Below are 11,780 nucleotides of genomic sequence, written 5' to 3' on the forward strand. Positions count from 1 at the left end.
GTATGAATAAGGATTTCGAGCATATCGACAGTCTCATAGAGGAGGTAAAAAAGGACAAAGCAGCCGATGGTGCCAACTCCTCAATACTAAATCGCTATCCGGTACGTTTTGTGTTATTTGATAACTTTGCAGACTCCAAAGATTTTGTCAGCGAATTAATAGGATTAGGAGTAACAAAAATGCAGAAAATAGTGGATTGGATGGATAAAGAACACCCTGACCAAATCTTGACGCATAGTTGCTTGGCTAATTGTATCAGACAATATATAGAAGATAATAGCGACTCCGATTGCATTATTGTGCCATTCTCGGAATTGGCACGATTCTACGACAATCATACAGCGAAGGAATTTGAAACTTTGGTTAGCGACATCAAGGGAATACAGTCTGCAACTTCCGGCTTTAATAATCGACAGCGCGTTTATATCCCGATGATTGGTCAATATGGCAAAATGTCGAAATTCTTTTCAGATTCCCAGTCTGTCATTTGGCATTTGGTAGGTTCCAAGCAAGAAAACGGATACCACCTGACGCTTGCTCAAAGCACTTACCAAGTAGCCGGATTGGAGAGAGAATTTACCATAGTACGCTCTGTTACAGATTGGCTCAAAGTGTGGCGTGATGAGAATGCAAGACCAGACATTATCAGTACGTCCAAATCAATTTACGCATTGGCGGACAATGCCCAGCCGGACAATGCTTTGAGTTATACCACTTGTAGTAATGCATATGAATTTCTAACAAAAGGATTGCACCTCGATTTTGGCGAGATAAAATATCAAAGGGAAGATGCCGGTAATTGGGAGAAATTAGCAGGAGAAATAGAATACAAGAATTTTTCTTTTGAAAAATTCTTCAATAAATATTTCGATATATTCGATTTGGCAGACTACACTGTATTTGTTAAGACTTGGTTCGAAAATACGGAACATTTCAAACGCTGGTTGCTGGCTACCTACTATTCCAAACGATTCTGTAACAAAGGGTATATTTGCCAGTTGCTCCGTAAATGTAGATTGTACAACAACCAAGAGTTTGTGTCGGCAGCCGCCCTATCTGTTTTTGACATGGACAATCCGGAAGAGTGCCTGAATGAGCGCACGGAAATCCTAAATTATGCCCATAAAAACAAGATACGACTAACAGACGATACGAATGAGAAATTGTGCCGAAAGTTGGAGAATATAGCACTGGAAGATGGGTATGAGACCGCCATGCGATATGTTACAGGATTGTCTGACGGAGAAAAAGAATTGATGATACGGTGGGTTGCCAATGGTCGTGTTCCGATAAATAAACTGGCTAAACTATATCCACAGCTTTATAACTATATGGAGAAGAGTTGCGGCACTTCCGATATTCATCAGAAATGGGTATTAGATTACATGGATGCTTACAAACAGGCGAAATTGTCTAATAGATATACAGATTTAATAAGTACATCAATAGATGAGAGAAATGCTAACTCCGTAACTTTCAACTCGTGGTACAATCAATTCAGCACTGTTCGCACATTGTTGAATGGAAGAAAGGATGTTGAAGTTTTTTATTGGATTGACGGTTTAGGCATTGATTGGATTCCGTTTATTATGCGACTTGTGGAGCAATACAAAAGCGAGGGCATCTTTCTTAATGAGATAATGATAGCCCGTTCTTTATTGCCTTCAAAGACAGAAAACAACAAGACCGACTTGTTAAAGCTAACTAACGGTGAATTATCGAAAAAAGGCGATTTAGATGGCTTTGCCCATAAATGCACTTTTTACCCTCAATATATTATTGAAGAAATTAGAATTGTGGAAAGTGCTGTGAGAGAGATTATTTCAGAACATGCTGGCAAAAAGATTGCTATCATTTCGGACCACGGTCTGTCTTATCTCTCACAATTACGGACTGGATATAACTTAGGAGGCATAAAATCAGACCATTATGGGAGATGTGCCATACGTAAAATAGGAACTAATACCCAAGATGACAAATACATCATATTAGATGATAGGCAAACTATTTGCTCGCTTCGCCATAATTCACTTGCAGGGAAAATACCCGATGGACAGGGATGCCATGGTGGATGTACTCCAGAAGAAGTGTTGGTTCCTATCATAATTCTATCTTCGCAGCGGCAACCTTCTGAATACTCAATAAGCCTTATTGATGATGCAGTGAACGGAAATAATCCGATTCTAATGTTCCGTATCAAAGGTGTTACAAACTTGGAAATACCAAAGTTGATTTATAATAACACAGGATACAATCTGAACAACCAAGGACATTTCCGTTTTGAGAGCGACAGATTGGAGCTAACACAAGAGGTTGATGAAGTGGAAATACGCATTGGCAGCTATTCACAAAAGTTTAAAATAAAGATTAACTTGGGTGCTGAAGAAGAAGACCTTTTCGGTGACTTATAATAAATATTGATATATGACAGAAGAATTAAGCAACAAGATACGTCAAGCATTTGGAACACAAACCATTTATAAAGACTCTGCTACATCTGGCAGTCTGTTTGATGGACGTACTCTTCCTTCGTTCGTCAAGGACTTTTTGCTAAAAAAATACATTAACTCAAATGGTGAGGTTGATAAAGGCGGATTGACTAATTTTCTTGACAAGGTCATTCCACGGCATACTTCGGAAGTGAAAGACCGCTTAGGCTGTGGAGAAGAATTGACATTGCTCACTCGTTTTGAAATCTATATAGACTTAGTAAAAGGAGTACGCCGTTTCGCCATTCCTGATATGGGCATTAAATTGAAAGAAGGTATCATTCCCGATTATGTGTACAATAAGCATCAAGGGGAATTGGTGGATGGAGAAAAGTGGGGCATTATAAAAATGTGCGTGATGCCTGATGATGACGGAAAAAGGAATCATGTGGAAATGCTCGACTTTAAACCATTTAAACCTTATAAATCCATTGATATGAGTTATTATCGGGACGCTCGAAAACAATTCACAACAATCGAATGGATTGATGTGCTATTATCTGCTATGGAATATAATGCTGATGGGTTCTCGACAATGAAAGAAAAGGTAGAATTCCTTACTCGTTTGTTGATATTTGTAGAACCCAGACTCAATGTGATAGAACTTGCCCCTAAAGGAACAGGAAAATCATACGTATTTGGTAACTTGTCTAAATACGGATGGTTAGTTAGTGGTGGAAAAGTATCACGAGCCAAACTGTTCTACGACAAACAAAAGCAACAAACTGGTATTATTAAGAACCACGATTTTACAGCTTTTGATGAAATACAAACCATTGTTTTCCAAGAACGTTCGGAAATACAAGCTGCACTAAAAGCCTACTTGGAACAAGGTAAAACAACAATTGACAATTTTGAGTTTATTGCTGATTGTGGGCTGATGCTGATGGGGAATATCGACTTAAATGACAACCGTCGTCCTATGTCAAGAAAATATTTTGATAAATTACCCGAAAGTTTTAGAGAATCCGCTTTGCTCGACCGCTTTCATTGTTTCATAGAAGGTTGGTATTTACCCCGTATTAACAAAGAAATGATATTCAAAGGATGGGCTGTCAATGTGGAATATTTTTCGGAGGCATTGCATACATTGCGTACACAGACGATTTACGGACAACTCTTTGATGAGTTGGTAGGCTATGAAAAGCAAGCTGACAATCGTGACTTTAATGCAGTGAAGCGTATAACGGTAGCTTCAATGAAACTTTTGTTTCCTCATTGGACTTCAATTGAAGATGTAAACCGTGAAGAATTTGATACCTATTGTTTACAACCAGCTATTCATCGCAGGGGTATTATTAAAGAACAATGTCATAACATTGACCCTGAATTTAAAGTTCAAATGCCTAATTTTTGGACTATTGGGAACAATTAATTCAGCTTATTCTTTCAAGAGCAATTTCAAGGTTTACCCTTTGAAATGCTCTTGAAGTTGAAAGATAATTTTAATCTTATTTTTATTGTCTTTTGATGCTCAAATCATGTAGTACCAGACTGTCGGAAACGGCTTTCAAGGACGTGTCATATCCATCCGCCTGTTTCCGTACCCATTCGATGGCCTTCTCGTCCCGATGGATGTCGAACACCTTGTTGAGCCAAAGCACATCGTTGGCGTCACATCCGCCCCATGCGCGGATAGCACGGAACTTCAAGGCATCGTCCGCATACTGACGTTTAGACTGCCATTGTTCGATGTTGCCCCACAAGGAGAAAACACATAACACACCCAACCCCACAACGAAAGAGAACACCTTGCTCGACTTGATGTCGAAGCTGTGCCTGTGGATATGCTCTTGCGGTTGCTGTTCCTTGGCATTTTCAATTCTTCTTCCCAATAATCAATTCTTCTAAGGATTATGTTAGATGCTTTTGCGTAAGCCTCCCATTGCCTTGCCAACAAGCCTTTAACCTGTTCTGTATTGGCTCTTGCAGTTTCTGCCATTGCATCCTTAATCGGGGACAAATCCAGCTTGTCGTTCCCGTCCGGCTGTCGTCTGTCAATCACTTTCGGAAGTTCTTCCAATCTGCTTTTCATGCCTTCAAGCATGGTCTTGATTTCCTCAAAGAGGATGAATACTTTGTTGTCTGCCATGATTACCAGTTGATTTTACGTCGTTTCTTCTTTTTCTTGTTTTTCAGATACGGGTCGTAAGGTTGTTGCTCCTCCGGCATATTGCTTGGAGAGAACAATCCTAATGAACCCTCAATAAGACTGCTGCCACTATTAGAAATTGGCCTTATTTCTTCCTGATAAGTCTGTGGTTGCGGTTGCGTCTGCCGTTCCTTGTAATTGTTGCGGTTCAATGCCGCATCAATCTTGGAGTAGCTGAATTGCCTGTCCACCTTTGAACCGTTGAAGCGATAGCCGTTCATCGTAAAGATGACACCTTGAATTTCAGTCGTCTGTCCCTTATATTTGAACTGCACATCTACGCCTTGCCGTTCTAATCTTTCAAGCAGGGTATTCCAAACCTTGCATCTGCTGACCTCCGTCTTCAAGATTTGGTACAACTCATACCTCGTCTTATCCGGCTCACGCAATCGGTCTGTCTTCACTTGCTCCTTGCCATTGGCAAAATGAAGCCCGTACATCTTGGTAAGTTCCTTACAGATACGCTCGCTGCGGAAGCGGTCGTTCCTGTCGGATATGGTCTTGCCATTATTGTCGATGCGGTTGAACGCAATATGCACATGCGGATGTTCCTTGTCAAAGTGCCGCCCGATGATGTACTGTGTGTTCTTGATACCCATCCGTTCCATATACTCACGGGCAATCTGCGCCATGACTACGTTGTTCAGTCGTGGCGCATCTTCCTTAGAAAAACTCAATGCGATATGCCCTACAACCTTTGTTACCCTTGGATTCATCTGTGCTTGCCAGATAAATCCTTGCGCTATCGTGTCGTTATTTTCCAGAAATAAGCCGTCAGAATCTATGATTTGAGCACCTTTCTCGTCGTTCAGAATGTAATAAACCACACCCTTGAAGTCCGAACCTTTCATGATTTTTGCTATCATAGGCGTATCCGGTTTACAAGATTGTCTATCTCTATCATCAGTGTGCGGCAAGTAACAAATACGGAAGCATCCCCCCCGGCATTCGCCTTTCGTGCCAGTTGGTTCAGATTGTTAGCCATGCCACATAGTTTACGGATAAGGTCGCCATGCTCTTTCGAGAGCCGTTCCTTTATACCGCCCTCTTTGATACAACCACGAATGAACTCGCTGGTGGAAACACCTGCTGACTTCGATTTTGACTTCAATAGGTAGTAGTCTTCCGTTGCCATCTTCACCGTGATACGGTATTTCAGTTTCTCGGTGGCTCCTTTGACGGGACGACCTCCCTTGTTGGCTCGTTCCCGTCTGTTACCTTTTATATTATTCTTCCTTTTTTCGTTGTCCATGATTTTCTATTTCTTGATTTGATTACTGATTATAGTAGTTATACAGCAGATAGACCAACGGGATGTGCCTTCCCTGCGATGTTTGGAGCGGGGCAAGTGGTTTCGGTCTGCCCGAAACATAAACTTGCTCCCTCCAAACTTCGTTAAAAGTGATTTAGAGCATCTCTGAAAGACACCCTAAAGATGCTCCGTTGGTCTTGTCTTAATTCCTACAATTTACGCCATTGGTCAATATCATCCTCATAGGATGACAGATGCTGACGGGCGAGGTTCTCAATAAGCCCTGATACGCTCATGCCACGTCCACCAAGGCGGCGCACAATCTCGTCCAACCTGTCACGAACCTCCCCACTGACAAACACGGGCTTGCGGTCGGCAATCTTGGGCACTCGCAGATAGGTGGCACGGTATTCGTCTAATGACAGCCTACGCTGCTTGCTGCTGATACGTCTGGCGACAGTTCGTTCCACGGCAACGTTATCCGCCTCTGTTTCTCTTGCCTCATTGTCTGACCCTGCGCTTGTTTCCGGCTCAGTTACCTGTTCTGCGGATGTGTCCGGCTCATCCAATATAGGAAAGAGATTGCCTGCTTCCACAACAGGTTCTTGTTCTGCTACGGAAGAACTCTCTTCCGGTTCGTGTTTGGGCATGGAAGGCATATAGTCTTCCAACTTGAAGTTCTTGAACGTTTCATCGTTCTCAATGTATTTGAATTTCTTGCTCATTGTTGTTTCTTTTTAAAGTGAATACTTGTTGGTCTGTATGCGCATAGTTGACCGTTTGTCGGGAGCAAAGTAAGAGGCTTTAGTTCAGTCAGTCAAGGACTTGGATTCTGTTAGGTAATTTTGTGTGGTTTTGCCTTATGGCGGTATGAACAATGGTGTAGACTTCTTCGATTTGCCGGATATGAATCACAGGAAGAACAAAGATGTATTTACGGGTAAATTTGAATTAAGTCCTTATTTTGTTCTTGGCATTCTTGCTAAAATCCCCAATTAAGATGATAACGATAAATAGTACCCCGGACAACCTATGCCATACCGGTGCCACATGCTTCCACTTTTAGAAAAACCATTGTCGGATAACTGATTATATATTCCTTTGCGGCAAAAGAAACAATAACATCAAAGAATAACGTATATGGAAATCGTATCTATCGAAAGAAAAACCTTTGAGGCGATGGTCGCCAAATTCGACCGCTTCGTTCACCGTATGGAAGCAATCTGCCAGCGGCACGGCGAAAAGAGAATAAGTGAGTGGATGGACAATCAGGACGTGTGCCGGATGCTGAACATCAGTCCCCGCAAGTTGCAGACTCTGCGGGACAACGGTACGCTTGCCTACTCACAAATAAACCATAAGACGTATTACCGTCCCGAAGATGTGCAGCGTATCGTTTCCGTTGTGGAGGATAGACGAAAAGAAGCGAGATTCAAAGGACGGACGATATAATCTCAGTGCAATAAATAAAGTATAATGACAATACCCACTAAATCCAAAGTAACATGAACGAATTGATTAACAAAGACAACGAGTGGATAATCCACTTCATGGGCAGCCTTGACCGTCTGCTGGACAACTACGAGCGCCTGACCGCCAACTACCGACCGACATTGGGCGGAGAACGTTTCTTTACCGACAAGGAGGTTTCAGCACGACTGAAGGTAAGCCGAAGAACACTTCAAGACTACCGCAACGAAGGACGGATAGCCTATATCCAATTAGGTGGCAAAATCCTCTATCGTGAATCCGACATAGAGAAGATGCTAACTGACGGCTACCGCTCCGCCTACCGACAGAAGGCGATCTGATTTTCTTGAAGGAGCGCAGTTTGCCGTCTGCCCTATAATTTGCGGCAGTAATGGACTTGTGGCTAAAAGAAGAAAAATGAACGGCTTACGGATGAAGCATCAAAATTCCGCTTCGTCTGTTAGCCGTTCATTTATATCTTCTGATTTCCCGTCAGTCGCTTGTTTCCGTTGCCGGATGCCTTTCGAGCGTATGGCCGGCAGAGGCAAGGTTTTCGGGCTGAATACGCTCCGCAGGAGGAAGATTCTGCCCGAAACGGCTTTGCCGCCTGACCTTGCCACTGCCATCAGAGCCATGTGCTACCTTTGCATCCGAGCATCGGGAACAAGTGACTGATGAGGATGAACCTCAACTATACCATAGGTTGCTTCCTCTGTCACAGGATACAAACAATGTTATTGAGGTCTCTTTCTTGGTGGCGTAGATTTCATTTATCACAAACCGTCTGAACAAGATACTTTCTTTACTGCATATCCTGAATGCAATGGCTATAACCATTTCAAGGTTATAAACGTCATAACTGATGTCATCCGGTTGCTTGATATATTTCATCGTATCACATTCGTTTAACTCCTTATTCCTATATATAGCATGAATCGCTTTACGGATGTCACAAGAGAATACTCCAAACAAGTCGGCGATTTCGAATTGTGTCGTCCATACGGGTGCGGTCGGAATAGTGACCATACCCACTTCACTGATTTTGATTATACCTCTATCCATAATATATTGTATTGACATTGTTTAGTTACTTTTGTTTGTCTTTTCGCCGGTAGATTGTTTCTTCCGGCGTTCTATCAGTTTGTCCATATCCTTTGAGATTTTGTCATCGGTTATACGTGCATATCCCTGTGTCGTCCGAATATTGGAGTGCCCCATCATCTTAGCGATACTCTCTATCGGTATATCCGCTGAAATAAGGAAAGTTCCGAAACTATGTCGGCTTTGGTGATAGAACAAGTTATCCGCTTTGCCAATGATTACCCCTAACTCATGAATTTCAAACCACAAGGCATCACGGTTAGGAAGCGGAAATACGGGCTGTTCGTCATCGGCCGTGTTGTACAGCGACAATATCTGTTCCGCTATGGGATGCAGGGGTATGAACGCTTCCACCTTTGTCTTCTTGCGGTTGATACGGATATACCGTCTGCCCTCCGCATTCATCCCGATGTGGTGGGGATGCAACAACTGCATATCCACATACGCCAATCCCGTCAGACAGGAGAATATGAAAGCCCGTCTCGCCAACTCCAGCCTGTTGTCATACATCGGGGTGGAAAGTATCTTCTTGAACTCATCGCGGCTGATGTATCTGTGCTTTGCCTCCGGTTTGGTTTCATATTCCAACTCCTCACAGGGATTCACTCGGATTATCTCCTTATCGACTGCCAGATACAACAGGCGGTTCAACCATCGCAGACAATGGTTGGTCTGAGATGCCCCGAAGTTCTTGCATCTTTTCAGATATGCCTTATAAGATTTGCCGAAGTCCTCTGTAACTTCTTCAAAATCGATGTCCTTTTTACCCGATGACACAATATAGTCTGTCAGGTACTTCTGGTAATACATTGAACTTCGATAGGAGGAGGTTGAATCTATTTTCTCGGAGTGTTTCTTTAACCGCTCCCGTTCCCATTCTCCCATTTGCAGGAGGGTAGTCGGATGAATGTTGTTTTGGGTGATGTGGCTCTTCAACATCTCTGCACTGACTACACCTTGCGATTTCAGTATTTCCTCGTATGCTTCTGAAATGATCCGGAGATATTCCTGCAAGCGGTTGTTTTCCCTTGTGGACTTTATCTCGTTCTTCTTGCCATTCCAATCTTCGGGACGGCAATAGATACTTGTGCTTATGACCGTCTGTTTCCCGTCAATGGTTATGCGGCAGAGAACGGCGGTCGTACCGTCAGCCTTTACCTTGCTGCGGTTGATATAGGGTAACAGTGAAAATGTACTTCGCATATCGTTTGCTGTATTAAAGGGTAAGTTTGAAATCCTCGGTAGCTTTGATGAACCTGTCCATGTCCTCAAAGAGTTTTTTCGGACTGACACGGGCGTACACCTGAGTGGTGGAAATATCGGAATGCCCCAACATCCTACTGATGGTCTCAATCGGCACACCAGCTTCAAGCGTAATCAGCGAGGCGAAACTATGGCGCGCCTGATGGTAGCACAGGTCATCCTTGATGCCTGCCAGTGCCGCCAACGCTTTCATGTGCCTTCTAAGATTGGGCCAGCGAAGTAAAGGAAACAAGGTTTCTCTGTCCTCACTGCTATACTTATTGATAAGCGCAATTGCTTCGGGCAATAGTTTTACACTGGCACGGAGTTCGTTTTTCTTTCTGCGGTATTTCAACCATAATGCCCCGTCCCCGTCTGTCTGCAAATTAGCATGGGTAATCGAAACGACATCCCCATAAGATACACCTGTGTAACATCCGAAGAGAAACATATCCCTTGCCAGCATATGGGATTTGCGGTATGCAGGTATTTCCACGTCACGGATTTTCTCGAACGATTCACGGCTCAATGCCCGTGGAGTCGTTTCCTTTTTCTTCGGCAGGGTGAAATGTTGGAAGTGGATTTTATCGGCATGTCCCTCTTTATAAGCAAGACGGCAAATCTTTTTAAGTATGGCAAGATAATGTCTGGCAGTATCAATTGCCTGTCCTTTATCTTCCGTGACAAATGTCTGATAGTCGTGGATGAACTGTTCCGTCAGTTGCCCGAAAGCCAAATCCTTGACCTTGTACTGATGCTTGATGAACTCTCCGAGTGCCAGCCGCATATAGTGATAGCCGGGATAAGTACTTTTGGCACGATCAATACCGATACGTGCCTTGATGTCATCACAGACAACATCGGTCATTTTCATAAGGGTCATCTGCGTTTCCATGCTGCCTTGAAAAAGATCTTTCACATCGGTGGCATCGAAATCAATTTTGCGTTCCACAAGATTGTCGAATGCAATGTTTACCGCCAGTAGCAACTTGTCAATCTTGGCATTAGTCTCCACTGCCTCGCGGCTTTTTCCGTTCAGACGGCTTTCACGGGGATTCCACAATTCGGGAGTGCAGGACAACTTGCATCCGAACTGCGCCATCGTGCGGTTCACTGTAATTCTTCCCATTATCGGGGCTTTGCCCGACTTGCCCAGTCCGCTCTTTTTGAGGTAGAGCAGCACCTTGAATTTTTCTACTTTCATACGCTTATATTTTTAGGTGCAAAGTTACTTGCCATATAAGCGTTCCTTAATAAGCAAAATGCTGAGTACGAGTGCAAAGAAAACGGTGAGGATTTCTTTTCATTGTTTTCCGTTACCTGTTCTCGTTCCGGTAACTGCCCGGCTAACGGTCTGGTAACTGAACAACCTCAATATTACGTTGTCATTTGCATTTTCTCAATTTGGCAAAATACTGAAACCATGCTCATTTCAAACGGTTTACGTTTAATCTTCTTCTGTTTGCTTTTCCTTGCGTAGCCTATCGCTTTCCACACAAGTAGGCATACATTTGCAAGTACCGTTACTTTAGCCAATAACATATCTCTGGAAGTCGTTTCTAAGATGTTGGGACATACCAATACACGAATGACTGCCCACTATGCAAAGCTAATAGACAAGTGCATAGGTGAGCAGATGGATAAACTCATGGATACGTTTACAGGAACTTCTGATTACTAAAGCATATCCTATCCACAAATTCCTCACTTGTAGCAATGCAGGTGGGGATTATTTTTTAATTTTGCCTTAAACTAATAATTATGGAGAAGCTAAAGGAAGATTACATAAGCATTGATACTCGTTTGGAATACATGGAAGCCATAGCCGTTAAATATGTTCCAGACGTAGATATAGACCCAGCCACAGGAGAAAGATACGTCTGCGGCACTACCGCCTTACCCCTATTCATAAGAAGATACAATCAGAATGAACTATATGGTAATTTCTTAAGTACATGACAAAAATTTGAAAACATCGAATTTTGGGGTATAAGTCGGACGCATAAGTATGGTCGAAATCTCTTCCAATCCATATTTGACAAGCGACTTTGCCTTTCTTCCATGTTTCAGAATC

General features: G+C 42.9%; 11 protein-coding genes and 4 pseudogenes. 7 read left to right on the forward strand and 8 right to left on the reverse strand.

The window, feature by feature from the left end; translation table 11 throughout:
- Nucleotides 1-2 precede the first annotated feature (2 nt).
- Together pglZ and brxL are read left to right on the forward strand one after the other, a co-directional pair.
- Nucleotides 3-2,411, forward strand: a complete 2,409-nt coding sequence (pglZ, locus tag HU824_RS06395) for a BREX-4 system phosphatase PglZ (RefSeq protein WP_016212910.1) — start codon at nt 3-5, stop codon at nt 2,409-2,411.
- A gap of 13 nt (nt 2,412-2,424) precedes the next feature.
- Nucleotides 2,425-3,864: a BREX system Lon protease-like protein BrxL gene (gene brxL, locus HU824_RS06400; RefSeq protein WP_176468402.1), complete on the forward strand. Its 1,440-nt coding sequence runs from the start codon at nt 2,425-2,427 to the stop codon at nt 3,862-3,864.
- Nucleotides 3,865-3,946: 82 nt separating this feature from the next.
- Here the strand turns inward: brxL and HU824_RS06405 are convergent.
- The 4 genes and pseudogenes from HU824_RS06405 to HU824_RS06420 form a co-directional block, all read right to left on the reverse strand.
- Nucleotides 3,947-4,581 (reverse strand): annotated as a pseudogene (locus tag HU824_RS06405) (hypothetical protein).
- Between the two features lie 2 nt (nt 4,582-4,583).
- Nucleotides 4,584-5,507 (reverse strand): relaxase/mobilization nuclease domain-containing protein, encoded by a 924-nt coding sequence (locus HU824_RS06410; protein WP_016212907.1) that lies wholly within the window; start codon nt 5,505-5,507, stop codon nt 4,584-4,586.
- The gene (gene mobC / locus HU824_RS06415) at nt 5,504-5,893 is read right to left on the reverse strand and encodes a plasmid mobilization relaxosome protein MobC (protein ID WP_016212906.1); all 390 of its coding nucleotides are present in this window, start codon (nt 5,891-5,893) and stop codon (nt 5,504-5,506) included. The genes HU824_RS06410 and mobC overlap by 4 nt, the downstream gene beginning before the upstream one ends.
- Nucleotides 5,894-6,102: 209 nt before the next feature.
- Nucleotides 6,103-6,618, reverse strand: a complete 516-nt coding sequence (locus HU824_RS06420) for a DUF3408 domain-containing protein (RefSeq protein ID WP_176468403.1) — start codon at nt 6,616-6,618, stop codon at nt 6,103-6,105.
- A 415-nt stretch (nt 6,619-7,033) separates the two neighbouring features.
- Between HU824_RS06420 and HU824_RS06425 the strand changes: the two genes are divergently transcribed.
- From HU824_RS06425 to HU824_RS06435, 3 genes are all read left to right on the forward strand, one after another.
- A complete protein-coding gene (locus HU824_RS06425; protein WP_016212904.1) occupies nt 7,034-7,345 on the forward strand; it encodes a helix-turn-helix domain-containing protein in 312 nt (103 codons plus the stop codon).
- A gap of 53 nt (nt 7,346-7,398) precedes the next feature.
- Complete coding sequence (locus HU824_RS06430; protein ID WP_016212903.1) at nt 7,399-7,704, forward strand: helix-turn-helix domain-containing protein; 306 nt, start codon at nt 7,399-7,401, stop codon at nt 7,702-7,704.
- Nucleotides 7,705-7,795: 91 nt separating this feature from the next.
- A complete protein-coding gene (locus tag HU824_RS06435) occupies nt 7,796-8,038 on the forward strand; it encodes a hypothetical protein (protein WP_157310100.1) in 243 nt (80 codons plus the stop codon).
- A 12-nt stretch (nt 8,039-8,050) separates the two neighbouring features.
- Here the strand turns inward: HU824_RS06435 and HU824_RS06440 are convergent, their stop codons facing one another.
- From HU824_RS06440 to HU824_RS06450, 3 genes are read right to left on the reverse strand one after another with little or no spacing between them, the layout of a single operon-like run.
- Complete coding sequence (locus tag HU824_RS06440) at nt 8,051-8,425, reverse strand: hypothetical protein (protein ID WP_044214425.1); 375 nt, start codon at nt 8,423-8,425, stop codon at nt 8,051-8,053.
- Between the two features lie 21 nt (nt 8,426-8,446).
- Nucleotides 8,447-9,667, reverse strand: a complete 1,221-nt coding sequence (locus tag HU824_RS06445) for a site-specific integrase (protein ID WP_176468404.1) — start codon at nt 9,665-9,667, stop codon at nt 8,447-8,449.
- 13 nt (nt 9,668-9,680) lie between these two features.
- Nucleotides 9,681-10,910: a site-specific integrase gene (locus HU824_RS06450; protein ID WP_176468405.1), complete on the reverse strand. Its 1,230-nt coding sequence runs from the start codon at nt 10,908-10,910 to the stop codon at nt 9,681-9,683.
- Nucleotides 10,911-11,195: 285 nt separating this feature from the next.
- Here HU824_RS06450 and HU824_RS19705 point away from each other — a divergent pair.
- Nucleotides 11,196-11,387, forward strand: a pseudogene (locus HU824_RS19705) (tyrosine-type recombinase/integrase); the annotation flags it as partial.
- Between the two features lie 80 nt (nt 11,388-11,467).
- Nucleotides 11,468-11,653: pseudogene (locus HU824_RS06460) on the forward strand (hypothetical protein); the annotation flags it as partial.
- Here HU824_RS06460 and HU824_RS06465 read toward each other — a convergent pair.
- Nucleotides 11,654-11,780: pseudogene (locus tag HU824_RS06465) on the reverse strand (IS4 family transposase); the annotation flags it as partial.

The sequence above is a fragment of the Bacteroides sp. L10-4 genome (genome assembly GCF_013373675.1).
Taxonomy (GTDB): Bacteria; Bacteroidota; Bacteroidia; order Bacteroidales; family Bacteroidaceae; genus Bacteroides; species Bacteroides muris.

What these genes read in the sequence shown, in the direction of transcription:
- pglZ (WP_016212910.1), top strand. Translation starts at nt 3, where the DNA reads ATGAATAAGGATTTCGAGCATATCGACAGTCTCATAGAGGAGGTAAAA.
- brxL (WP_176468402.1), top strand. Translation starts at nt 2,425, where the DNA reads ATGACAGAAGAATTAAGCAACAAGATACGTCAAGCATTTGGAACACAA.
- HU824_RS06410 (WP_016212907.1), bottom strand. Translation starts at nt 5,507, where the DNA reads ATGATAGCAAAAATCATGAAAGGTTCGGACTTCAAGGGTGTGGTTTAT.
- mobC (WP_016212906.1), bottom strand. Translation starts at nt 5,893, where the DNA reads ATGGACAACGAAAAAAGGAAGAATAATATAAAAGGTAACAGACGGGAA.
- HU824_RS06420 (WP_176468403.1), bottom strand. Translation starts at nt 6,618, where the DNA reads ATGAGCAAGAAATTCAAATACATTGAGAACGATGAAACGTTCAAGAAC.
- HU824_RS06425 (WP_016212904.1), top strand. Translation starts at nt 7,034, where the DNA reads ATGGAAATCGTATCTATCGAAAGAAAAACCTTTGAGGCGATGGTCGCC.
- HU824_RS06430 (WP_016212903.1), top strand. Translation starts at nt 7,399, where the DNA reads ATGAACGAATTGATTAACAAAGACAACGAGTGGATAATCCACTTCATG.
- HU824_RS06435 (WP_157310100.1), top strand. Translation starts at nt 7,796, where the DNA reads ATGAAGCATCAAAATTCCGCTTCGTCTGTTAGCCGTTCATTTATATCT.
- HU824_RS06440 (WP_044214425.1), bottom strand. Translation starts at nt 8,425, where the DNA reads ATGGATAGAGGTATAATCAAAATCAGTGAAGTGGGTATGGTCACTATT.
- HU824_RS06445 (WP_176468404.1), bottom strand. Translation starts at nt 9,667, where the DNA reads ATGCGAAGTACATTTTCACTGTTACCCTATATCAACCGCAGCAAGGTA.
- HU824_RS06450 (WP_176468405.1), bottom strand. Translation starts at nt 10,910, where the DNA reads ATGAAAGTAGAAAAATTCAAGGTGCTGCTCTACCTCAAAAAGAGCGGA.